The sequence below is a fragment of the Parapedobacter flavus genome (genome assembly GCF_035818675.1).
GTDB lineage: Bacteria > Bacteroidota > Bacteroidia > Sphingobacteriales > Sphingobacteriaceae > Parapedobacter > Parapedobacter flavus.
The window spans coordinates 549235-573631 of the sequence record NZ_JAYKZZ010000001.1 but is presented as its reverse complement, the minus strand read 5'-3'; the positions used below and the strand labels follow the sequence as shown (position 1 = coordinate 573631).

The 24397-nt window shown below is 49.3% G+C and carries 15 protein-coding genes; 1 reads left to right on the top strand and 14 read right to left on the bottom strand.

Annotation, left to right across the window (positions count from 1 at the left end; translation table 11 throughout):
• Window positions 1-5: 5 nt before the first annotated feature.
• The 14 genes from U9S71_RS02370 to U9S71_RS02305 all read right to left on the bottom strand — a co-directional run bounded on the left by U9S71_RS02370 (window position 6) and on the right by U9S71_RS02305 (window position 20602).
• Window positions 6-1577 carry an SLC5 family protein gene (locus U9S71_RS02370; RefSeq protein ID WP_326324946.1) on the bottom strand — a complete coding sequence of 524 codons (1572 nt, stop codon included), beginning with the start codon at window positions 1575-1577 and terminating at the stop codon, window positions 6-8.
• 5 nt (window positions 1578-1582) lie between these two features.
• Entirely contained in the window at window positions 1583-2959 is a 1377-nt protein-coding gene (locus U9S71_RS02365) for a hypothetical protein (protein ID WP_326324944.1), read from the bottom strand.
• Window positions 2960-2972: 13 nt separating this feature from the next.
• A complete protein-coding gene (locus tag U9S71_RS02360) occupies window positions 2973-3740 on the bottom strand; it encodes an SDR family NAD(P)-dependent oxidoreductase (RefSeq protein ID WP_326324943.1) in 768 nt (255 codons plus the stop codon).
• Window positions 3741-3757: 17 nt separating this feature from the next.
• The gene (dgoD, locus tag U9S71_RS02355) at window positions 3758-4936 is read right to left on the bottom strand and encodes a galactonate dehydratase (RefSeq protein ID WP_326324941.1); all 1179 of its coding nucleotides are present in this window, start codon (window positions 4934-4936) and stop codon (window positions 3758-3760) included.
• Window positions 4937-5063: 127 nt separating this feature from the next.
• Window positions 5064-6395, bottom strand: coding sequence for an aspartate aminotransferase family protein (locus U9S71_RS02350; RefSeq protein ID WP_326324940.1), 1332 nt, complete (start codon window positions 6393-6395; stop codon window positions 5064-5066).
• 201 nt (window positions 6396-6596) lie between these two features.
• Window positions 6597-7892, bottom strand: coding sequence for a Gfo/Idh/MocA family protein (locus U9S71_RS02345; RefSeq protein WP_326324939.1), 1296 nt, complete (start codon window positions 7890-7892; stop codon window positions 6597-6599).
• 52 nt (window positions 7893-7944) lie between these two features.
• The gene (locus U9S71_RS02340; protein ID WP_326324937.1) at window positions 7945-9018 is read right to left on the bottom strand and encodes a serine hydrolase domain-containing protein; all 1074 of its coding nucleotides are present in this window, start codon (window positions 9016-9018) and stop codon (window positions 7945-7947) included.
• A 69-nt stretch (window positions 9019-9087) separates the two neighbouring features.
• Entirely contained in the window at window positions 9088-10269 is a 1182-nt protein-coding gene (locus U9S71_RS02335) for a DUF5000 domain-containing lipoprotein (RefSeq protein WP_326324936.1), read from the bottom strand.
• Between the two features lie 34 nt (window positions 10270-10303).
• Window positions 10304-12208 (bottom strand): RagB/SusD family nutrient uptake outer membrane protein, encoded by a 1905-nt coding sequence (locus tag U9S71_RS02330; RefSeq protein WP_326324934.1) that lies wholly within the window; start codon window positions 12206-12208, stop codon window positions 10304-10306.
• A gap of 3 nt (window positions 12209-12211) precedes the next feature.
• Window positions 12212-15337, bottom strand: a complete 3126-nt coding sequence (locus U9S71_RS02325) for a SusC/RagA family TonB-linked outer membrane protein (RefSeq protein ID WP_326324933.1) — start codon at window positions 15335-15337, stop codon at window positions 12212-12214.
• 415 nt (window positions 15338-15752) lie between these two features.
• Entirely contained in the window at window positions 15753-16442 is a 690-nt protein-coding gene (locus tag U9S71_RS02320; RefSeq protein ID WP_326324932.1) for a T9SS type B sorting domain-containing protein, read from the bottom strand.
• Window positions 16439-17746: a Gfo/Idh/MocA family oxidoreductase gene (locus tag U9S71_RS02315; protein WP_326324931.1), complete on the bottom strand. Its 1308-nt coding sequence runs from the start codon at window positions 17744-17746 to the stop codon at window positions 16439-16441. Before U9S71_RS02315 ends, U9S71_RS02320 begins: the two co-directional genes overlap by 4 nt.
• A 117-nt stretch (window positions 17747-17863) precedes the next feature.
• Window positions 17864-18760 (bottom strand): AraC family transcriptional regulator, encoded by an 897-nt coding sequence (locus tag U9S71_RS02310; protein ID WP_326324929.1) that lies wholly within the window; start codon window positions 18758-18760, stop codon window positions 17864-17866.
• Between the two features lie 987 nt (window positions 18761-19747).
• Window positions 19748-20602, bottom strand: a complete 855-nt coding sequence (locus tag U9S71_RS02305; RefSeq protein ID WP_326324927.1) for an AraC family transcriptional regulator — start codon at window positions 20600-20602, stop codon at window positions 19748-19750.
• A gap of 78 nt (window positions 20603-20680) precedes the next feature.
• Between U9S71_RS02305 and purL the strand changes: the two genes are divergently transcribed.
• Window positions 20681-24352: a phosphoribosylformylglycinamidine synthase gene (purL, locus tag U9S71_RS02300; protein WP_326324925.1), complete on the top strand. Its 3672-nt coding sequence runs from the start codon at window positions 20681-20683 to the stop codon at window positions 24350-24352.
• Window positions 24353-24397: the final 45 nt, after the last annotated feature.

Sequence of the window (24397 nt, the reverse complement as noted above, 5' to 3'; positions counted from 1 at the left end):
CATCATTAACTAAATCGAATATAAAAGAAGAGTACCACGACGACGATCAAGACCCACCATACCAGCGGATTTCGAAGCCCTTTCTGCTGATGACGTTCGCCCGGCAGTAGTTTCATGCTCTCTTTCGTCCAAACAAGCCCCTTCAATTCGGCGGCATCGCGGGCAGGGCTAAGCAAACTGACAACCATACAAGTAGCCATGCAAGCCCAAAATACAATGCCCGCCCGGTTCATATAAGCAATATTTGGAAAGACCAGTTCCAACGTCAGCGCCAGCGGAATGGTGAGTATACCTGCAGCAAGTGCACCGGCATGTGTCGTACGCTTCCAGAGTATCCCCATAAGGAACATGGTGGCAATTCCCGGCGTAAAGTATCCATACGCCTTCATCAGGAAAAGAAAAATCGGCTTTTCAGAGTGGTTAATCAACAAGGCCGTACACACCATGCCAAATACAATGACCAAAATACCCGAAATCCGACCAAAACGGACAGACTGTTCATCTGAGGCATCCCGCTTGAAATAAGGTAAATAAACGTCCATCGTTAAGATGGTCGTACATGAATTGATGGCGCCTGAAAGGTGTGACATGATGGCCGCAATCAAACCAGCCATCACCAAACCGACTAAACCGGACGGCAAAAGGTTCTCCACCAACGTTGGAAAAAGCAAGTCGGCTTTCTCCAAATTGGGAAAAAGCTTTACGGCTACCAATGCCGGCACTACGATCAAAAAAGGAACCAAGAATTTCAAATAGCCAGCAAACACCACTCCCATTCGCGCATGCCATTCATTCTTGGCTGCAAGTACACGTTGTACGACAAACTGGTTCGTGGCGAAATAGAAAACACTGATGCAGATGGACCCGCCCAGGTACATGGTCCACGGAAAGTCGGGGTCGTTCGAAGGCAGAAGAATCTCCCAATCTTTGCTGGATTCAATGACAGCCGGAAGCCCACCAGCAACCGACACCGTGACTACCGCGAGGATAACCATCCCCGACAATAAGACGATAAGCTGAAGCATCTCGGTCCAAACAACCGCCCTCAAGCCCCCAAGAATCGTATAGATGCCCGTTGCCACTGCCAGAATCAGTACACTGATGAAAATCGGTATGTCCAAGAGGGAATATAACGTGAGCGCGCCTAAATAAAGGACGGCACCGATTTCGACAAACACATAAGTAAGTACCACCAACACGGAGTACGTCGTCCGCGCCTTACCTCCAAAACGTCGCTGGAGATATTCGGGCATGGTATAAAAGCCGTTGCGTAAATAGAAAGGCAGGAATATCCACAATAGCGCATTGAGGCCTAATAAAATCGCTCCCCACTCAGAGACCACGGCAACAAAGCCGCGGTCATATGCAACCCCCATAGCACCCACCAGATGATGGCTGCTGATATTGGCAGCGATGATACTTCCGCCAATCATCCACCAAGGGAGCTTATCGCCCGCAAGGAAATAATCGCGTTTCGTCTTGTTGCCAACTTTCGCTGCGTAAACACCTAAAGCGAAAACAAGCACGAGGTAAAGCAGGAATATCGTCGCATCAAGTGTAGTTATCTGAAAATCCATGATATTTAATTCGAATTAGACAATATTTGTTTAACGGTTCGGGTTACGGCATCCTGCAAACGTTCTAAGGAGCCGGGCGCGAATGGCGTTTGCAAAACCGGGTATAAGTCGCGGTCATAGTCTGTTTGCGGTGGCAGATAACCCGCTGAGCCGTTAACCAAGTTAATTACAGCAACGGTATGGGGGTAAAAATCGGCCCGGACTTTTAATTGAAGGTCAACATATGCCTCGTTTGGCTGACCCACCAGTACGGCATCACCGATCTGCCATACCCACAAGGGCACGGGAACGTGGTCTCCATCACCTAAATTCTTCCGGATGCTTAGCTTCCGCCATAACCGTTCTCGCTCCACGCGGTCTTGGCACGAGCTGTACTGCGCTTCGAGTTCTCGCAACGACGGTAATGGCTTCAAATCATACACGACGTCAACCGTCTCAGCTTGTAGCGCGTTTGACACCGAAACCGCCTTACGCCCCCATATCGCCAAATCGGCTCCCGATTTTACCACACCTTCGAAGGCAAGCGCCGTTTTGGGGGGCAACAACGATTCCAACGCCGCTAATACGGCGTAGGCGAGCTGGCGGCCATGCTTATCGGCGATTTCCACATCGGCCACATATTGCTCTCGGGGCGCAAGATTACCTGATGCGCCCTGGAGGAACAGACATGGTGCTTGTGTATGCTCCGTAACTGTTTCCCGCATTGCTCCCGCATAATCGGGAGATAGCAGTTCGTTTTGCCATCCGAGTGTCGTGGGGTGGCAAGCGTAATTGACAAGCGTAGCTAACATGTTTCCCTGCATATCGGTGGCGCGCCCCACGAGGAGCGTATCATCTGCCTCAGCATCGGGATTAAATCCGGCAAGAAAAGCGTCACTGTCTGGATTCCGAAAATCGCGATTGGTCGCTAAGTTGCATTTCCCATACCCCCACGTCATCACCGACGGAACGCAACTGTCCAATGCCTGTCTAACTGCGTTAATCGCCAAATTACGCACATCGATTAAATACGCGTCGATATACTGGCCGCCGGGTTTCGATGACTCGTCCCTGGAAAGCACAGGTCCCGCGTGGTTATGCGTCAAGCAAAACATCAGGCAGCCCGCCGGCAATGAAAATTCTTCTAAAATAGCAGACCGGATGGCCCTTCCGTCGGCGGCGCTCCTCCATACTCCAAAATCGGCACCAATCAGCACCATCGGGTGCGTACCTGAATCTGTTTTAAACGCCATGCACGTCAGCAACAGTGGACGATGAACCCCTCCGGCCACATCGTGGTCGGCTGCGCCCCAATTACGTGCATAAATGCCTAACGGTGGTGTAATATCGACCTGAGACGTCCCGATATACCCTTCGAAAGCACTGTTTTTAAAATCGCTCATCGCACCATTCCGTCTAATATTTGAGTGATAACCCACCGTCCATCAGCAAGGTACTCCCCGTCATATGAGTGTTGTTTGGATGGCATAGGAAGACGATGTTTTCAGCCACTTCCGCGGCGCTCATAACGGCCTTGATGGGTACCTTTCCCTTGGCGATCTCGGACCTACCCGGATTTTCTTCCCAAATACGGCCAGACAATCCCGCATTGACATACCCGGGGGCAATTTCGTTGACCAGAATCCCATGCAGTGCAAGTTCTAAAGCCATGCATTTGCACAGCATGGTCATGGCCGCTTTAGATACGGAGTACGCGGGCATATGTTGATGCACATTTGCCCCTGCCCAACTGCCTACAAATACGACCCGGCCGGGACGCTGCTGTTCTTTGAGGAGTCCGGTAGCGTATTGAGTCAAATGAAAAGCACCGTTCAGGTTGACATCCAACTCATCCGTCCATTCACTCGGCGTCAACTCATACATGCCCTTTAACGTCACCTTCGCAGCGTTGGCAATAATAAGACTTGGCGTTCCCCACGCAGCTGTCACACGATCCACCCATTGCCGCACAGCGGAAGCATCCGCCACATCGACTTGGCCATAGCTATAATTGACGTGGTATGGTTCCAATGCGCGCAACTGTTCGGCTGCGGCAGCTTCGGTCTGCAGGTCGCAAAGGGCCACATTCGCACCTCTATTTGCAAGCGCTTTGGCTGTGGCAAAACCAATATCGCCCAAACCACCGCTGATAACGGCCGTTTGCCCTTCAAATTGCCTTTCCATTTTTCATTTTTTGAACATTACCAATCACCTACGCTCCCATCAGCATACACGGCACATTGCAACACCTCTTGCTGAAACGGATGTTTCATGACCTCTTCTTCGTTGATCTCAACGCCTAATCCCGGCTTGGCATTCGGCCGAACCAAACGCCCTTTCTTTTCGACCTCATAGCCATGTTGTACCACTGCATCTCGCCAAGGCACATCATTATGTACGTTTTCACAGATGATATAAGAAGGTGTAGCAAACCCGAACTCGAGCGATGCCGCCGTGCTAACGGGGCCTTGTGGATTATGAGGCGCCATGGCTACCCGATACGCTTCGGCCAATGCCGCGATACGACGGCCTTCCGTTATTCCCCCACAATGCGTCAAATCTGGCTGCACTACACTGGCAGCGCGCAATTCAAAAAGCTCTTTAAAAGCGTGTGCACCAACAATACGTTCACCCGTGGCTATCGGTGTGCTTACCGACTGCTGGATCAGGGCGATGTCTTTCATCGATTCTGGCCAACACGGTTCTTCGAAGAAATAGAGGCCGTAGGGTTCAAGTGCCTTGGCAAATTGCAGCCCCATCCGGGGACTGGGACGCGCATGGCAATCGACCATGATATCCACACCATCGCCCACTGCCTCGCGCATGGCGCGTACGCAGGCTTCCGCATAGCGGACAGGCTTCAATCCTTCTAACGGCATCGTGCTCGGAACCGCCATGGACTTAAACGCCGTGAAGCCATCGTCAACGGCCTGCTGGGCCAACTCGGCAAATCGATTGGCATCGTCTGGTTTTGTCTGGTAAAAATCTTCCATCTTCCCACCACCAAGATGGCAATATAATCGGATATAATCACGTACCCTACCTCCTAAAAGTTCATGGGTAGGTACGCCATGGATTTTACCGGCTATATCCCACAGTGCAATATCGATTCCGCTCATCGCTGTTCCCCGAACAATACCGTTACCGTGCCAGAAATGCTGTCGGTACATCTTCTGCCAAATATGCTCAATCCGGCGCGGATCTTCGCCTACGATTAATTGCTCGATATCTTCAATTGCCCCGACTACGGATCGGGTATGCCACTCAAGCGTGGCCTCTCCCCACCCCCATAATCCCGGTTGGTCCGTCTCTACCTTGACAAAAATCCAATTTCGCATTCTAGCATGGCACACCAACGCTTTTACGGAAGTTATTTTCATCTGTCTATATTTTGTTTTTAATGGTGATGAAGCGATCAGATTTATTCATTCCTTGTGTGGTAGAATACATCATGATGGCTTCACTATTAATATTATCGTTTTGAGTTCATAACGGTATTGCCGCTGTTCAATTTCTTTTCATTAAATCGCCTACGACCACACGCGTCCGTTCCAGTGTTTCTTCGATATCTTTTATCGTATGTGCATAGGAGATACTTCCTTGTTTTATCGGTAAAGGAAAGTTAAAGATACCTTTTTCGATGAGTGATAGTCGGTATTTTTTATCAAATTCGAAATCGTTGTTTGCGGCAATATCATGAAAATCAACCGGCGCATGATCCATGAAGTATACGCAAAACGCCGAACCTTGGCGCGCTACGTGGTAGGGCCGGTCGTATTGCCCGAATATGGCGTTCAATCCATCTTCCAATACCTGACCGAGGTGTTCGACGTGTTGATACACCTGATGCTGGGGCGAAGCTAACTTCCTAAGCGTAGCGATCGCGGCCACGGTCGTCAAGGGATGGGCGTTGAATGTGCCGGCTATCAATACACGCTTGGATTTATCCGGATCGATGAAGTAATCCATATATTTTTTCTTTCCGCCAATCACGCCCAGCGGGTAACCATTTGCCACGGCCTTACCAAAAGTACTCAAATCGGGCGTTACACCACAGATGCTTTGATATCCTCCCAGCGCATGTCTGAATCCTGTTTTAACCTCATCAAAGACCAACAAAAGCCCATGCTCGTCAGCCAACTTCCTCAAGCCCTCCAGATATCCCGGCTGCGGCTTTACGATTCCAATATTCTGTAGGATGGGCTCAAGGAGCATACAGCCGATTGGAAACCGTTTTAAAAGGTAATTGACCGAATCCAAGTCGTTATAATTAACGACGTGTACCAACGATTTTTGGGTGTCGGGTATGCCGGCAGATAGTGCATCAAATGGGTATTCACCGGGGCTTACGCGCTCCCCCACATCGGCAAGGCTACTGATCACATTCCCCGCCACGTCATTATGCCAACCGTTGTATCCACCTTGCATAATGATGATGTGATTTTTGCCCGTCGCTGCGCGAGCAATACGGATGGCATGATACGTTGCTTCTGATCCTGTCGTTGTGATTTGGATTTTTTCTACCGTTGGAACACCCTCACAAAATAATTTGGCAAACTCGCCTTCCAGTTCGGTAGGTCCTGCTCCCATCAATACCGTATCTTGGTCGATGGCTTCTCTTACCGCGCTATTAACGTCGGGATCGTTATGGCCAAGAAAAGCCGCGGCAAACCCTGCTTGGTAATCGATGTATTCGTTCCCGTCGAGGTCCCATGCGCGGCTGCCCAGGCCCCGCACAAAACACACGTTAGGATCTGATTTTCGATTCAGGGACACGACGCCACCGGGAATATATTGCTCATTTGCGGCTAATAGCGCTGATGACTTTGCATTGTTCATTTTCTCTTTAAGTTTTATCTTTTAATCGCGGGATGTGCTTCAACAATTGCGGATGGCTTTATAAATTGAGCCATATGGCATATCGTGCTTGTTAGTTGTCCATTTTAATAGTCGGTAATTTCATCAAAATTAAGCCGATTAGCAAAAAAGCCATTTACATTATTTACTCAATACTTAAGCGATATTAACCGTTATGCCAAACTAGCTCCACATCGTGTAGTAGGGGATTTTTAATGATTCGCCTCCTTTTAAACACGATTGATGCGCAATAATTCCCGGCACACTCATATTCAGGGATAGCGCGACATTGACCCACGGCTGGCGGTCTTCCAGAATGGATTGTATAAACTCTTCGGTGAGGTGGCCATGTGCACCGCCATGCCCGCCTGGTTTAACACCTGGAGGAAGCGGTGGCCGCTTTGTTTGCGGCAAGTTGTCTTCCATCTTTCCTTTGTACTTTATTTCACGGCTGTACGACCCTAATTCTCCCCGTAATCTCCCAACCTCGCCGCCTGAGCCCGGTGTATCTTTGGAATAAAGCATACGCGAAATACTACCGTTATCGGCCTCAAACATGGCAATCTGGGTCCCGTATGGATTATGATAGCGATTGTTGCCACCTTTCAAGTAGTCGAGATGGCTTTTCTTCCCATAGCACGACACATCGGTGAAATGCCCTCCGGTAACTCCTACATAATAGGCGGTAGCATGGGTGAGATAAAACATCGGCGGATTACCATCACGCCAGCCGTTGTAGGAGCTCAACGGCTTGGATCCATAATGGATGTACTCGCCTTCCGAATATACGATCTCGCCAAATCCTCCCGCCTGATAGATCTTACGCATCGCATATAGATCCTCACGGAAACAGGAGGTCTCGAACATCATGTACTTCTTGCCCGACCGCTTCACCGCGTTATATAATTCGTCGGCTTCTTCTAAGGTTCCAAAAACGGCGGGTACAGCTACTGCGACGTGCTTTCCGTGGTTGAGCGCCAATATGGCGTGCCGAGCATGGCTAGGTGCGTCTGTTGCCACGAAAATCGCTTCGATATGATCATCCTTAACCATTTCCTCCAACGACGGATATTTTTTATCGCATCGCGCGGCTTTCGCCAACCCGTCACATCTATCGGGATAAAGGTCACTGACGGCTACTATTTCGACGTTGGGGTGATCTTGAAACCCAAATGCAGCAGCAAACTTACAAAGGCCATACCCTACCAAACCTACCCGAACCTTACGGTCGGACACGGGTTCCCAGCCGGCATGTAGATCCACCGTCTCTTTACCCTGCTCGTCAAAACCGGAAATCACCTTGCCGTTGGAGGCGGTGGGAGACCCTGCAGTTTTTTTCTGTGCAGAACAACCCATTTGCGCCAGGCCAAGTGAGGCGACACCCAGTCCTAACGTACTCAGAAAAGATCTTCTCGAGGTATTTGGGTTTTCTGGTTGATGTTCTAGAGGGGAAGCCCCTGATTCGCTATTATTTGCCATATTACTAGTTGTTAATCGTATCAAATTTAAAAATAAATAAAACAGGCGGTTGCTATAGTTTTTGGAGTAAATCCTTAAAAACTGATAGTCCGCGAAAGGGTCGGTATTTCTCGCCGTAGCCGTTGATTTTCACGAACACCGTTCGCTTTTCCGGTATAACAGCACAAAACTGCCCGCCGTTACCACTTGCATACCACAACACGCCGTCATTCCTTTTAATTCCTCGCCACCCATAGCCATAGGTGTTGTTCACGTCCTCCCGAACCGGCTGATTGGGCCTTGAAACCATCAAAGGAATGTCAATAGGTGTCATGGTCGCTTTAACGTATTCTTTAGAAACCAGCTGCTTTCCGTTCCAGGATCCGTTATTCAGGTACAAGTATCCAAATTTAGCCAAGTCCGGTGCGGACCATTTGATAAATGCATATCCGGCATTTACCGGTATGCGCGCGCCTGATTTTGATACAACCTCACCGTCTGCCCGCCATTCTACCTCGGCACCCAGAACAGCCAGCACCCTGCTTTTCAACACGTCCAATAACGATTCATCGAAAATATAAGTCAACGCCCTGGCTAATTGGTCAAAATGGTCGTTATGGTACCTCGCTTCCACGCCCGGCTGCATGTTCCCGGGGTTGCCGTAGTTATACCCGTGTTTTTTGGCCTCGATGCCAGAGGATACGGTTACCAGGTGCTTGAACGTGATGTCTTTCGTATACGGACCAACATCGAATGCCGGGAAGTAGGTATACACTTTGTCGTTGATATTCGCTATTTTCTTTTCATCCAACGCAATTCCTAACAACAGACTGACAACACTTTTGGTGATGGATTGCACCTCGATCTTGGTTTCTAGTGGCTTATCGTACGTCCATTCACCTACCACAAAGCCGTCTCGAATCAATATCCCATTGGCATGTGCTTTTTGCATAATCGAATCGATCTGTCGTAATACGCTCGAATCGGTCTTAGCAGATACTTGTTCGTTAGCTACCCAATTGGATGTTGGAAAATGTACCTTTTGCGTGGAGGAACAGGAGGAATTGAAAACAAGGACCACCACCCAAGCAACTAGGGCTAGCGAAAACGGTCGACAATGGGAGCGCCGGAAAAACGTGATTTTCATGACTAAGTTGTTTTGTTATGTTATGACACCTCACCTGCCAAACGGTGAGGTGTCATAGAAAAGTATTTTTTAGTGAACTGTATTGCCGTAGAGGCTGATCTCCGTCATGGTTACATAGTCCGACTGCCCCCAAGTTTCCAGTGTTTGGAATCGAAGATATCGCACCGGTATCGTTGCACCATCAAACTCAAAGTCGTGCCCCGCCCTAGATTGGGCCTCATCATCTTCATTTATTTGATCTCCCGGTATGCCCGACGGCTTAATAACCTCAAACTCTCCCAGCAGCGTCCACCCGTCAAACGACCCATCGGGGTTCGGGTCCGTGGCGCCCCAGATTTTCATTCTCCGGGGTGATATCGACCGGTAGAAATACTCGGGCCGTTCGTAAAACACAGCGCGGCTCAATTGGAAGGTATTGGTAAGATCAACATTGAAATGTTGTGGCATTCCGGTGCCACGCGCCGTCATGTAGTAATTCTGATTCTTGGTCTGCGCAATCGTTCCATCGACCGCTTTTTTGGCCAGATAACTGCCACTCCATGGTCGCGCACTTCCAGGCATTTGAGCGATTGGCATTTCAAAGATATCGACAGCAGGTATCAAGATTTCCCGGAGGGGAAGGATGTCGAATTCTACCGTGTCGGAATAATTTAGCCAACGGTCTCGCACAAAGAAAGCGAACGTCTGCAACGAATCCTTCTGACCGCGGATATGGTAACGGATATCCTTAATGCCCGAATAAAATCGGTCGATCGGTTCCCATTCGCCATCCGGCGCTTTTCGAAGGGCCTCAATGACCAAATCGTCTTGCCCCGGATTTACGGTTTCGACCGTAACGCCCCCAAACGCTTGTATCGCTTCGAGCGATGCTAGCGCTTGTAGGTAGTTGGGCTGGTCTGGAGTGACCGTTACCGCCGTAGGCGAAGACCGTTGTTCATTGCTTCCCACGGCGTACAATTGGACGGTATAGTCCTTTGCCTGGGCAAACCCTTCGACGATCAGTGAATCCGCAAACTTGGAAGCTTTCACGCCCATCGTTTCGCCATTATCAAGCGTATACTCCGCCTCTATATATAACGCGTTTTCATCGGGCACCTCAAAATGGATGATGGCTTTGCCAAACGTATTTGTTACGGTGTAAGAACGAACCGGACCCGGCGTGACGCCGTCCGTGGGTACTGGGTTCCATACCGGTTCTTTACAACCGTAGAATGCTATTATGCCAATCAAGGCGATAATTAACTTTTTCATAACCTCGTTATTTTCGATTTATACTTAAATATAGCTACCATCCCGGATTTTGCACCAATTTTGGATTGTTGAGCAAAACACTTTCTGCCAGCGGATCAAGGTAATTCCTTTTTTCAAACTTTTGCTCGAATACATGCGTACGCACATAATAAGTCTCCGGCGAGTCGCCTGAAAAGGTCCAACCAGAAATCGACCCCGTAAACCTTTCCTCGGCCTCTTTCCAACGCTTGGAGTCCCAAAAAAGCTGGGACTCGAAACAGAGCTCCAATTCTCTTTCGCGATGGATAATCTCCCTGAACCCATCTTTCGACTGGTATTTAGTCGCGTCGATAGCGTAATTGGTCCATGCATCTTGTACGGTGGGAATTCCGGCACGCTCACGGATTTGATTGACATATTCGTACGCCTCATCCGTTGGACCCGAAACTTCGTTGATCGCTTCAGCATACAACAGATAGAGATCAGACAAGCGAATCAGCATAGCCGGATACCAAACAACGGAATACGAAGACGAGCCCGTGATCACATTTTGAAAATGGATTCGCTTTTTCACCTGATATCCAGTAATTGAATTCGCAAAAGAGAGCATGGTCATGTTTCCACCTCTTTTAAAATCAACGGTCCAATTATCGTCTTCTGAATATTTTCCCTGGCCGTACCATTTAGTCCCATCAAATGCCAGGTTGGCGTAGAACCTATTTTCGCGGTCCAGATGCATTTTGACGACATCATAGTCTGACATCAGGTTGAACGCGTCCTCAGGGCGCGTTTGGACAATGTCATATCGATTTTCGTAGTCGAAGGTCTTGTCTTCGTCTATAGGAAGCCCATTAGCGGTATAGAAACGTTCCGAAAATTCCATCGAAGCGCCGTAACTTCCTGAAATGTGATTGAACGATCCGGGCTGGATATCAGGGTTCCACGTGGTGGGGGTCATGATTCCCTGCGCTGGAGCGTTGGTCGGATCGGCCCAGATGGTCTCCGAATTCCACCGAAAGGCCAAGGCATTAGCGATACTCAATTTGTATTCGGTCGTATCGCTTAAGGTAACCGCTCCAAGACCAGGGGTTTGCGCCGCAGAAAACACATACAGGGAAACGTTGTTCTGATGGGCCAAGTCTATCGCCGCTTTGACGGCGTCTCTTGCAATCACCCATTTTTCCGGATCGTATGTATTGTTCATCATCGGTGATCCGTCGGAATTGACGAAATCCACATAATCCGGATTTCCGTTGTAAAGCGGACTAGCGGCTGTCATCAGTATTTTCGCTTTGAGCGCCCGGTTAGCGATAGCTGTTACACGGCCCATTTCACTCTGCGGGTCAATGACCACCTCGGGCAAATTTTCATAAGATTCGTCCAATAACTGAATCACATAGTCGAAACATTCGTCCATGGCAGCCCGAGGTGTTTGCACCTGTTCGGGGCTGGCAGAGATCGGCAAACTTTCTTTGATCAGCGGAATCGGTCCGTACATACGCATCAAATGGAAATGATAATACGCCTTCAGAAACTTTACTTCCGCAATCCACCTATCGCGTTCGAAGGTGGTTAAGTCGGGAACGTTGCCCACATTATCAAGAAATATATTACATTCTCGAATGGCTCTGAACATCGGCAGGCCGCCGTTGCTTCCCGACCAGTAATTTAAAAGGGGGGAAGACACACCATTGGTGCCTTTACCATAGAAATAAGCATTATTATCTGTCGCTCCTTCCTTGCCCCAAATTTCACCACCCCAATAACCCGCTGCGGGATCTGAGGTCATGTTCATCGTTTTCGGCATCCAGGAGTAACAGGTAAACAGATAGCGTTCTGCTGTGGCCCTCAGTGTGAACGCAGATTCAATGGTAGCCACATTATCCGGCACAATATCCAGGTATTTGCCGCACGAACCCAGTAATACTGGAAAACATATAAGCATTAATAATTTTCTCATGACCTAAAGATTTGTTTGTATACCAATATTAAATACACGTTGCAATGGGTAGCCAAGGCCGTTGCCCGCCATTTCCACATCCCAATCCTTAAACTTACTCCACACCAACAGGTTTGTCCCATTCACATATAACCGCAATTTCTTCATGTAGATGCGATCCAATAATTGTTGCGGAAAATTATAACCGATTTCTAGTTGTTTGAGACGTAGGAAATCGCCATCACGCATAAACCACGTACTGGTCTGACTGTTGTTTGCGTTATCACCAGTTGTTAGTCTGGGCCATAGCGCGTAGATATCCCTGTCGCTTTCTGACCAATAGTTATCGGCATATGATTTCAACACGTGATTTTCGAGAATAACGCCTCCGGGAACACTCTCGCCCGAGTAGGTATAACGGCGGAAAGGAGAGGTCGCAGACGTATTGATCCAAAAGGATTCATTGGCCAGTCCTTGGAAGAAAATTGAAAAATCTACACTTTTAAAACCCATCGACACTCCAAAGCCATAGTTGATTTCGGGTACTGTCGGCTTACCGATGAAGGCTCTATCCAGCGTTGAGATGATGCCGTCTTGATTCAAATCGCGGAATTTGATATCCCCGCCCTGCGTGAGACCAAACGTCTGTTCGGGTGAGTTCAGGACTTCCTCATCGTCAATAAACAAACGTTCGGCGATGTAACCCAATGTACCGCTGATGGGTTGTCCAACCCGTGACAACGTCGGATTATCGGTATAGTCGGGCTCCTCGTATTTCACATAATGGCTCCTTGCAAACGTGAAGTTACCCATCGACTGCAACCACATGCCGTTATTGAACGAGTGATTGTATTCGAGCGACATATCCACCCCTTTGCCAATGGCCTCACCTACGTTGGCCGCTATGGAAGTGGCCAGTCCCATCTGCTGAGGGATTGCACTGCGAAGCATGAAAATATTTTTTCGATGCTCGTGGAAGAAATCGGCCATTAGGGTAAAGCTGTTAAATAACCCCAGTTCAAGAGCAATATTCGACTTATACGCGGTTTCCCAGGTGATGTCTGGATTAGAGTATCGATTGAACGTAATGCCGTTCTTGGTATAGCTCCTATCCAATCCGAAACTCGCACCTCGTGCAGCTGTATTCATATTGATCTCCGAAAGGTAATAGAAACGGTCTTCCGCGCTACCTATGGCATCATTACCAACCAATCCGTAGGTCGCCCGGATCCGGAGGTTATTGACTGCCTCCCGGTAATTCTCCCAGAACTTCTCATTGGAGATCGTCCAGGCTATGCCCGCCGAGGGGAAGAAACCAAAGCGCTGAGATTCGTGGAACCGTTCGGAACCGTTATAACCAAAATTGAATTCCACGTGGTATCGCGAGTCGTATCCATAGGTAAACCGGCCCGAAAGACCTATATTCCGATAAGGTAACGATTGCTGCAAGCTCCCGGTATTTCCCCTCAACTCGTTACGGAGAATACCGACCAGTAATCCACTCAGGTTGTGCTTTTCTTGAATGGCTTTCTCGTAATTGAGCGCAGCTTCCATATAAAAGAGTGAACTGACGGACCGGTCTCCTTCATCGAAATCTAAATACTCGGTTCCGTCCAGCTCATTTAACACGTTGAACGTATGCCCGGCTGCCGAATTCCGAACCGGCGGATTCAATTGGTAATAAAAGGGGTTATATTGCCGGGAGATTGAAAAATACGAATTTCTGGTGGTATTGGCCATCACCCGAAAATTCAATCCTTCGGTTATGAAATCCAGTTTTTGATTTAATTGTAATTGGGCCAGCATCATGGAGCGGGAATACTCACGGTATCCGCGAACCATCTCAGCATAAGGATTAATATACAAGCCGTCTTCTTCGCGGGCGTTACCGAACATAATGTGATTGAGGTATTGGTAGTCTCCTACTGCCTCATAGTAAGGATGGAATAATGCCGGATTGGTCCGCATAATATCCCGGTAGACTTGTGTACCTCCTTTAATCGGGCCAATATAATCATCAAATGAACCGCTAAGCCTCACGGCTAACTCCGTGGTTTTAGTGAGGTCGATATTGACATTACTCCGCAGCGAATACGTTTTCAAGTTGATATTGTTATTAAAATCATTCATGCGCGGCACTTTCAATATGCCATTATCCTGGTTTAAGGCCCCCGACACGAAATACCTCGCTACCTTACCCCCGCCCGAAACACTAAGATTGAGGCGTTGGGTGGTGGTATAATCCTTCAATAGCATGTCTCTCCAATCTATCGCCGGATACAAGAGCGGATCGGCCCCCTCCGCTGTACGCTCAATCTGCTCGGGGAGGAATTTGATCGGTATTAAGGCGTCTCGGGTCAAAATCGCTTCATTATACATTCGCATATACGTTACGGGGTCTGCCAACTCTACATTGCTGGTGGGGGCGGAAAATGAGTTTTCTAACCGTAAATTCAGCGAAACAGGCGCCTCCTTACCCTCTTTTGTCGTAATTAAGATCACCCCATTCGCACCGCGGGCGCCGTAAATTGCGGTAGCGGTTGCGTCTTTCATGATACTGAACGACTCGATATCGTCAACTTGTAACCTAGCCAAATCTGTGGTGGTTACTTCCACATTGTCGATCAGAATCAGGGGGTCTACTTTATACCCAAACGTCGTGACACCCCGGATAAAAAAGTCAGCATTGTCTGCTCCTGGTTCTCCCGAACGTTGGAAACCAATGATCCCCGCCGCTCGCCCTGCAAGGGCCGTGGTTAGGTTGCTGGAAGGAACTTTAAGTTCACTTGGTTTCACGGACGTAACCGAACCGATCATGTCCGTGCGCTTTTGCTTACCGAAACCAACAACAACCACATCCTCAATTTGCCTACTTAATGGCAACAACGTCACATCAACCCTCGTGCGGCCATCAAGCGGAACCTCCTGCTCGGCAAAGCCCACGCCACTAAACATCAAAATGGCATCTGTACTTGGGATACTCAACGAGTACCGACCATCTTCGTCGGTAGCCGTGCCGGTTGTGGTCCCTTGCAGCCCAACGGATATTCCGGAGACGGGAACCGAACTGCTATCTCTTACTACACCCGATACGGTGATTTGGGCCAAGAGAAGCGTCGGAAATGCGATCATCCCGACAAGCATAAGCATTGGATAAAATGTTACAGCGCCAACGAGCTGCCACGATAGCCATCTACTTGCAAATTTTCTTGTGTAAACGCTCATAGTTCATAAATTAAATTTTCAAATTTGTTAGGTGGTAGTCTTACCTTTTTTAGTTTAGCTTCATTAAGTTTACATTTCCATTTTTTACGTTTCCTAATTGATTACTAGCCTCGACTGAACGATTTAACCATGACTGCACCGAGCATGGACGGCTATCTAATACAAAGATATGGAGGAATGAACCCACACCCTGAAATGCAATTACTCAACATTTAAACTATTTTAACCCAATACGTTATCTTTATATTAAATCGATGTGACGCCATCATTAACCACCCTCAATCGCCCCTCCAGTAGTTGAAAAAAGGGCGTATCAAGAAAAAGCTACTATGAAGAAAGATTAAGGGTTGGTTGTAAGGCAGGATACGGTTATCGAACTAAAAATTTCTTTAGCGGTATCGATACCGCTCATGTCGGTTTTTATAACGGGGGAAAAAAACAGCTGCTCCGTCACCCCTAGCAGTTCAGGTTGCGAATGTGCGCCTGGGTTCGCGGTGATTTTTCCACCATAAATAAGGGAAGGCTGCCCATTGCCATCAAAGTCTGCGCTGCCATTATCATGGAACTGTGGATACGTATGGTTATAGTCGCCTGCAACATTGACTTCGATGTAGTAGTTCCAGTTCGCTCCCGCTTCCACGGCAACACGCTTCTCGATGAGGCTTTGTTTGGACGTGGGGCCGGTAATGGCGTCTACCACAGGTTTGCGTAATGTCGGAAAGTCGGTGCGCCCCGTTTCCGAACGATATGCAGCGATCCACGCGGGTAATGCAACGGGCACGCCTGCTTTTCCTTCATAACTTCCTCTTCCGGTCTTTTCTGTTACAAAAACCGTCCGCACCTCCCCGGTATTCGGGTTTTCTAACCAGATACCGATTTGGGGAGGCTCTCCAAAAGCACTTTGCACGTATATCGATTCGTTTTGTGCGATCTCGAATACAATGACGACTTCCTCCGCTGACAGACCATCGCTTGGCTGTGCTTTAGCGGTTGTGAAAAAGGAAAGAAAAAATAGAAATGAAAACCTCATATCAAGTTTATACCCAACGGTTCACGGGTTTTCCATTTCCCTTTCGTAAAATCTGGAAAATCAACAGGCCGACTCCCGCTTTTTACAGACTTTTCGCTCAATTCCGTAATGATACTCCAGGTAACTGCATCATATACATCTATCGGTGTTTCAGTTTTGTTCCTTACTGCGGTTACGAAATCCAGCATACACAGGTAGTCGCTACCGCCGTGACCTGTCTCCTTCGCTACTTTTCCGTATTTCTTCCAGTTGGGGTGGTCATATTCATCCAAATATTCCGATGCATCCTCCCACCGGTGTGAAGGGCTACGGCCTTCCAGGTGAAGTTTGTTTAATGTGCCCGAATAAATCCCTTCTGTTCCTTGGATCCGCCAGATGAAGTCGACGGGGCGTGGGGTTTGGGTATCGTAATAAAGCGTTATCGTGATGCCGTTATGTGTTTTAATGAGCGTTGTATTCACGTCGCCCATTGCGTAGTCCAATTTCGTGCTCGGATGGTCTTTGCCGCCAAGCTTCTCCGCATAACGTTTCATACCAGCAGCCCGGCTGCTCATTGATACCAAGTAATCGAGGCGGTCTCCGCGATTCACGTCGAGCCATTGTGAAACAGGACCGATGGCGTGCGTAGGATAAAGGTTACCATTATGGTTCAGCTTCACATGTCCTCGCCAGAGTAATTCTCCGCTCGAATCAAAATTAACATAACGTGTGTCGTGCTGATACCCTACCTCACAATGCGTAAGCACACCAAAAGCTTGTTGATTGACCATATTCAAAATCATCTGCACGTTGCGCATGTAGCAATAGTTTTCCATCAACATGCAGGGCATCCCTGTTTTTTCGGATGTCTCAACCAACTCCCACGCCTCGTCGAGGGTAAAACACGCAGGCATCTCGGTACCTCCGTATTTTCCGGCCCGCATGGCTGCCAGCATCACCGGGGTATGGAGATCAAACGGTGTTGCCGTATACACCGCATCCAAATCATTTTGTTCCACCAGACGCTTGTAGTCTTCCGGGCCGCGGCTATAGCCTTTGGGCTTGGGTTGACCAGCATCTTCCACCAATCGCTGAGCACGAGCTACCCGCTCTTCGACAATATCGCAAACTGCTACCACTTGGACACCTTCGATACTCAAGGCCACCTTTAACATACTGGTGCCCCGTCCGCCTACCCCAACAATCCCAAGCCGAACGGGCCGATCGGCCGAAAAAGAAGAAAACGGCAGCGCCGATGCAGCCAACAACGCACCTGATCCTTTTATAAAATCCCGGCGACCGATAGTTGAAGAAAATACTCCCATTATGATTAAATTAAAGATTCATAAAATTAGTGTATGACAAATTTCACGAAGATAATTTGTTACACGTTATGGTAAATTTACCAATACTTAACTGTTTTTAACCGCATTGATGGCACTTCACCTTTTTTTACTATAAAGCAGTTTCGGAATTTCCATACGGTATTCCGATGGGGTTCTTTTGGTAAACTGCTTGAAACTTTTATTGAAACTTGTAAAGTTATTAAATCCGCATGCAAAGCATATCTGTGAGATATCCAGATTTTCGTTAATCAACAACTCGCAGGCGTGCCCGATTCGGATCTCATTGACGAAACTGGTGAATGTCTTATTCGTTTTGTTCTTAAAAAAGCGACAAAACGCAGGTGGCGTCATATGGGCTAACGAAGCTACCTCATCGAGCGATATACGGCCGGTAAAGTTTTCCATCACATACTGGTATACCTGATGGATCTTTTTGATGCTATTTTCATCATACGTATTGGAGTAACCGGGACTGGCCAAATAGTCGTATTCCTGGGATTGGCTAACCTGACAAAGAATCTTCAACAATAGGAGAAATGATTCCATTCCTTGGGTATCTTTGAGCTGGTAGAGCAAAGGCATCAGCTTGCGATGAAGATCCCCCTTGATGGCCACGCCTCTGTTCATCCCCTTGAGAAGAGCCTTAAGGGGAGCAAAATCCGCACTGTTCATGTGGCTCTCCACGATCCAGTCGGGCTGGAAATAAACCACCACCGCATGTACATCGCTCTCCGATTCCTTGACGTGATATTTTTTTTCGCTATACGTGGCATGGGGTAGGTTCGGCCCCAATATGGTCAAATCCCCATCGGTGAAATACTCCATGTTGTCACCGACAATCCGCCTACCATTGCCCTTGAAAATCGTAGCGATTTCAAAGCCGTTGTGAAAATGAAACTGATCACTGAGGTTTTTCGCTTTAATTTCCTTAACATGAATCGAGTTCTTCAACAGCGACTTGATGTCAGACAAAAAAGGCCGGGTCGTTTCCATCTCAATCATAATTTTGGGTTAGAAAAGTTTTAACCATTAACACCACTTATAGGCAATTCGTTAAATATGGGTAAATTAAATCATTTTTCCAGACGCACACAACACAAATTTTATCCATGACTTAAACTTTTTTAACATATAGATGAAAGGCAATCTAAAGCAGTGCCAGGCATGTTGGTTATTGCGAACGGGTTGTCGCTCATTTCACCATACCACCGCTCAGGCGTGGCTTAAAACGAGATACAGGTCGCTTTGACCCGGCCCATGCTGGCTACATGTTACGTAACATAATTATAATGATAAATTATATCTACACAAGATAATAATGTTCTAACATAAATCGCATTGTTCCGGTATAGAACGATACCGTTCCGGCGAATGACGATAGGGTTACAGGCCCTCTATAAATGGTTATGACAAGCGATGGGTTTACTTCAGTACGCCACGATCCCACATCGCCGCATGACCAACCCATGCTGCCACGAGACCGTTCGATGGTACCGTAAAGGTGTCTGGTTGCCCCGCAAAACAACACCATCGCGCCGTAAGACGAAACCACCGCGCCGCTAAACGATACAGATCTGGTGCAAAGCAGGGTATCGGCTACGCGAGATTAACCAATTGGGGCGACAGAGCATACAGTTACCACGCGTCGGCATCTTAAGGCGACGTCTCCCTGTTTACATGCGAAGGATATGGAAATAAATTCTACTTACCGTAAAATACAGCCCGCGTCCGACCGTCTGCATGCACCGCAAATGCAAATACACACCACCGAAAATAGGGTGCCTGTTGGGTGCAGAGACTCCTTACCCACGGCACCCTATGGGGGTGTCAGGTATAAATAAAGGCTTCCTGCGTACTTGGGTATCGTTACGGTCCATCCACGAACCCATCTGAGTAGCCAGTAAACCCGGTCGGCGTAGAAGTATACTGTTCCCATGAAATGTTACGTAACCTGAACAAGGAAAATACCCGAATCTTAAGCTAAGAAAACGCTGCCCTGAACTGATGTGGTGTCAGCCGTTTCAACCGTTTAAATACGCGGATAAAATGTGCCATGGAATGGAACCCACTATCCCGACACACGCACGGGATGGGCAGGTCCGTAACCTTAAGCAAGTCGCATGCGTGTGCTATCCGCACCTCCTGCACAAAATCGACAAACGTGCGCCCGGTGCACTGTTTGAAATAGCGACAAAAGGTGGCTACGCTCATGTGGAGCAGCGACGCTGCATCTTCAAGATAGATACGCTCGCGTAGGTGTTCGTTGATAAAACGACGTACATGCTCCAGCCCCTCCATACCCCCCAGCCCGATGTCTGTCGTTATGGCTTGCTGGAGCGATGTAGTGTCGGGATTGTTGCCCAACGTAGCCAGTACCCGGAGCACCAACATCAACCGGCGATGCCCGATGACCTGCAGCATGGAAAGCAACCATTCGGCTAGCATATCCCTTGTCGACCCGTTGAAAGAAAGTGCTAATCCCGTCGTGCTGAACAACCGTTTAAGCTGCCCATGTTCAGGCAGGTCGAAATATCGTTCACCAAGGAACGATTTATAGAACTGAAGCACAATGAACTCGTACGTATTCGGCGAACCGGCCGGCAGCCGCTCGCATCTGAACCAATGCGGCACGCCCGGCGCCAGCAGAAACACATCACCCGCCTGGAACCGTCGGATGGCATTACCCACATAAAAGCTACCCGAACCCGACCGGATGAGGATGAGCTCATGTGCATCGTGCACATGATAGGGAATATCGCAATCCTCCCCCCGCAGATGCCTCACTGCGAACGACTGGGTCGGTAGAATCGGTATGGGGCGCGCTATTGGGACCATCGCCAGCAAAAATAAGCTATAATTATATTATTAGTCGTATCTTTGCGCAAGGAATTCTATGCTTCGAGGATAACGCTAATGATCCATTTCTTTGTGAACCCTAAAAACACCGTTTACGGTGTTCAAACCGAATCAGCACTGACAGCTGAAGACATTGTAAAACTCAACTGGCTTTTTGGACACGCCACTCAAATCGACGGGAACACCGTTGCCGGCCACTTCGTGGGGCCGCGTGCGGCCATGGTTTCACCCTGGAGCACCAATGCCGTCGAAATCACCCAAAATATGGGGGTTCGTGGCATCGTCCGTATAGAGGAATATACGCCCGTGACCCGTGATTTCACCGATTTCGACCCGATGGTTTCGCAGAAGTTCGACGGGCTTACGCAAGACCTCTACACCATCCACATCGCACCGGAGCCCATCACGGAAATTGACGATATAGATGCGTATAATAAACAGGAAGGACTGGCCCTCAGTCCCGAAGAAGTGGAGTACCTCCACCAGCTATCCGATAAAATCGGCCGAAAGCTGACGGACGCTGAAGTGTTTGCATTCTCGCAAGCCAATTCCGAACATTGCCGGCACAAGATTTTCAATGGCACTTTCGTCATCGACGGCGAGGAACAACCTTCATCGCTGTTCAAGTTAATCAGAAAAACCTCCGAAACCCATCCCAATGACATCGTTTCGGCATATAAAGATAATGTCGCTTTCATAAAAGGGCCCCGCGTTACGCAGTTCGCGCCCAAGTCGGCCGACAAGCCCGACTTCTATACGGAAAAAGCGTTTGATTCCGTGCTTTCCCTCAAAGCCGAGACCCATAATTTCCCCACTACCGTGGAGCCCTTCTCGGGTGCAGCTACGGGGTCGGGTGGTGAAATCCGCGATCGTCTGGCAGGGGGACAAGGCGCCTTGCCGCTAGCCGGCACCGCGGTCTATATGACGGCCTATTCGAGGCTATTGGCAGAACGTCCATGGGAACAGGCAATGGATGAACGCAACTGGCTGTACCAAACACCCATGGATATCCTCATCAAGGCGTCGAACGGGGCGTCCGACTTCGGCAACAAATTCGGCCAACCGCTTATCGCCGGATCGGTACTGACCTTCGAACATGAAGAGGCCAGCCGCAAGCTGGGTTACGATAAGGTAATCATGATGGCCGGCGGCGTAGGTTACGGCAAAGCGGAACAGGCCAAAAAACATATGCCGGAAAATGGCGACCAAATCGTAGTACTGGGCGGCGAAAATTACCGCATCGGCATGGGTGGCGCAGCGGTATCATCGGCCGACACAGGTGCCTATGGTTCGGGCATCGAGCTGAACGCCATCCAACGCGCGAACCCGGAAATGCAGAAGCGTGCTGCCAACGCTATCCGCGCCTTCGTGGAGGCAGACGATAACCCGATCGTTTCCATCCACGATCACGGGGCCGGTGGCCACCTCAATTGCCTCTCCGAGCTGGTAGAAGACACGGGCGGACACATCGACTTGGATAAACTCCCGGTGGGCGACCCCACCCTTTCGGCCAAGGAAATCATCGGCAACGAATCGCAGGAACGCATGGGCCTCATCATCGGCGAGGACGACCTCCGGCAACTCCAAACCGTTGCCGACCGCGAGCGTGCCCCCATGTATACCGTTGGGAAAGTGACGGGCGACCACCGTTTCGTATTCCAATCGGGCACCACCGGCGAAAAACCACTCGATTATGCACTCTCCGACTTTTTCGGCTCCTCGCCAAAAACCGTGATGACCGATCAACGGGTATCCCGAGATTATAAAGCAGTAGACTACCGTGTCGAAGATATCCCAACATACCTCAATCAATTATTGCAACTGGAAGCCGTAGCCTGTAAAGACTGGCTTACCAACAAGGTGGACCGGTGCGTAGGCGGCCGCGTAGCCAAGCAACAATGCGTGGGCCCCTTACAACTGCCGCTAAACAACGTGGGCGTAATGGCGCTCGATTACCGTTCTACCGAAGGGGTGGCCACCACCGTGGGCCATGCGCCGCTCGCGGCACTTATTGACCCGGTAGCGGGATCGCGCAATGCGATCGGCGAAGCCTTGTCAAACCTGGTCTTTGCACCTATCAAAAACGGGTTGGCTGGGGTGTCCCTTTCGGCCAATTGGATGTGGGCGTGCAACAACGAAGGTGAAGATGCTCGTCTGTATGATGCGGTAAAAGGCTGCTCGGACTTCGCCATTGCCTTGGGCATCAACATCCCAACGGGCAAGGATTCCCTTTCCATGAAACAGAAATACCCCGACGGGGACGTCATCGCGCCCGGCACGGTCATCATCTCGGCGGGTGGCAATTGTACGGATATCACAAATGTGGTGGAACCCGTATTGAGCAAGCAAGCAGGCTCCGTATACTACGTGAACCTGTCAAAAGACTCCTTTAAGCTCGGCGGATCCTCATTTGCCCAGATACGCAATAAAATCGGGAACGAGGCGCCCACCATACAGGACGCAGATTATTTCAAAACGGCTTTCAACGCTATCCAGGAACTGATCGAAAACGGACTGGTCGCGGCGGGCCACGATGTGGGATCCGGCGGTTTGATAACCACCCTGCTGGAACTCTGCTTCGCCGATTCGGGCCTCGCAGCCCAATATGATTTAACCGCACTGAACGAAGCCGACACCGTAAAGGCCTTTTTCAACGAAAACATTGCGGTAGTGTTGCAGGCAACCGATGACGAAGCCTTTGAAAAGCATCTCGCAAACATCGGTGTAACTGCTTCCAAAATCGGCTCAGCGCACCAAGGTGATGAAGCCGTTTTCACAAACGGCGCGGACCGATTTGTATTCCGCATCAGCGAGCTCCGAGACACGTGGTACAGGACTTCCTTTTTGCTCGACCAGAAACAGACCAAAAATGGACTGGCTCAAGAGCGTTATACGAACTACAGTAAACAACCCCTTTCCTATCAATTTCCGGCACATTTCAACGGCGGGAAGCCGGCTATCGATACCGGCAAACCTCGCCCGAAAGCGGCCATCATCCGCGAAAAGGGCTCCAACTCGGAGCGTGAAATGGCCAACGCCATGTACCTCGCCGGATTCGACGTGAAGGACGTTCACATGACCGACCTCATCTCCGGCCGGGAAACGCTCGACGACATCCAATTTATCGGTACCGTAGGCGGCTTCTCCAACTCGGATGTGCTGGGATCGGCCAAAGGGTGGGCCGGGGCATTCCTGTACAACGAAAAAGCGAAAGCAACGTTGGAGCGATTCTTTGAACGGGAAGACACCTTATCCGTCGGTATTTGCAACGGATGCCAGTTGTTCATGGAGCTGGAACTCATCAACCCCGACCATGCCGTGCACGGCAAAATGCTTCACAACGATTCGCATAAGCACGAGTGTAACTTTGTGTCGGTTAGGCTGCAAGAAAACAACTCCGTGATGCTGTCTTCACTGGCCGGCAGCACGCTGGGCGTTTGGATATCGCATGGTGAAGGAAAATTTGATTTGCCGTACGGTGAAGACCGTTACCACATCGTGGCCAAGTATGCGCATGATGCATACCCCCACCACCCCAATGGATCCGCATTTGCCACGGCAATGCTTTGCGATGCCAGTGGCCGCCACCTGGTCACGATGCCACACATCGAACGCTCCATCTTCCAATGGAATTGGGCACATTATCCGGCCGGACGGCGCGACGAGGTATCCCCTTGGTTGGAAGCATTCGTCAACGCGCGCAAATGGTGCGAGGCCAATAGCCGCTAATCATCCCTTCTTAACAGGCAAGCCACACCGGGCGGCCAGAATAAT

Bases quoted from the DNA above. Each gene is read 5' to 3' on its own strand.
- U9S71_RS02320 (WP_326324932.1), bottom strand. From the start codon at position 16,442: ATGAGGTTTTCATTTCTATTTTTTCTTTCCTTTTTCACAACCGCTAAA.
- U9S71_RS02360 (WP_326324943.1), bottom strand. From the start codon at position 3,740: ATGGAAAGGCAATTTGAAGGGCAAACGGCCGTTATCAGCGGTGGTTTG.
- U9S71_RS02340 (WP_326324937.1), bottom strand. From the start codon at position 9,018: ATGAAAATCACGTTTTTCCGGCGCTCCCATTGTCGACCGTTTTCGCTA.
- U9S71_RS02310 (WP_326324929.1), bottom strand. From the start codon at position 18,760: ATGGAAACGACCCGGCCTTTTTTGTCTGACATCAAGTCGCTGTTGAAG.
- purL (WP_326324925.1), top strand. From the start codon at position 20,681: ATGATCCATTTCTTTGTGAACCCTAAAAACACCGTTTACGGTGTTCAA.
- U9S71_RS02365 (WP_326324944.1), bottom strand. From the start codon at position 2,959: ATGAGCGATTTTAAAAACAGTGCTTTCGAAGGGTATATCGGGACGTCT.
- U9S71_RS02350 (WP_326324940.1), bottom strand. From the start codon at position 6,395: ATGAACAATGCAAAGTCATCAGCGCTATTAGCCGCAAATGAGCAATAT.
- dgoD (WP_326324941.1), bottom strand. From the start codon at position 4,936: ATGAAAATAACTTCCGTAAAAGCGTTGGTGTGCCATGCTAGAATGCGA.
- U9S71_RS02370 (WP_326324946.1), bottom strand. From the start codon at position 1,577: ATGGATTTTCAGATAACTACACTTGATGCGACGATATTCCTGCTTTAC.
- U9S71_RS02330 (WP_326324934.1), bottom strand. From the start codon at position 12,208: ATGAGAAAATTATTAATGCTTATATGTTTTCCAGTATTACTGGGTTCG.
- U9S71_RS02325 (WP_326324933.1), bottom strand. From the start codon at position 15,337: ATGCTTATGCTTGTCGGGATGATCGCATTTCCGACGCTTCTCTTGGCC.
- U9S71_RS02335 (WP_326324936.1), bottom strand. From the start codon at position 10,269: ATGAAAAAGTTAATTATCGCCTTGATTGGCATAATAGCATTCTACGGT.
- U9S71_RS02315 (WP_326324931.1), bottom strand. From the start codon at position 17,746: ATGGGAGTATTTTCTTCAACTATCGGTCGCCGGGATTTTATAAAAGGA.
- U9S71_RS02345 (WP_326324939.1), bottom strand. From the start codon at position 7,892: ATGGCAAATAATAGCGAATCAGGGGCTTCCCCTCTAGAACATCAACCA.
- U9S71_RS02305 (WP_326324927.1), bottom strand. From the start codon at position 20,602: ATGGTCCCAATAGCGCGCCCCATACCGATTCTACCGACCCAGTCGTTC.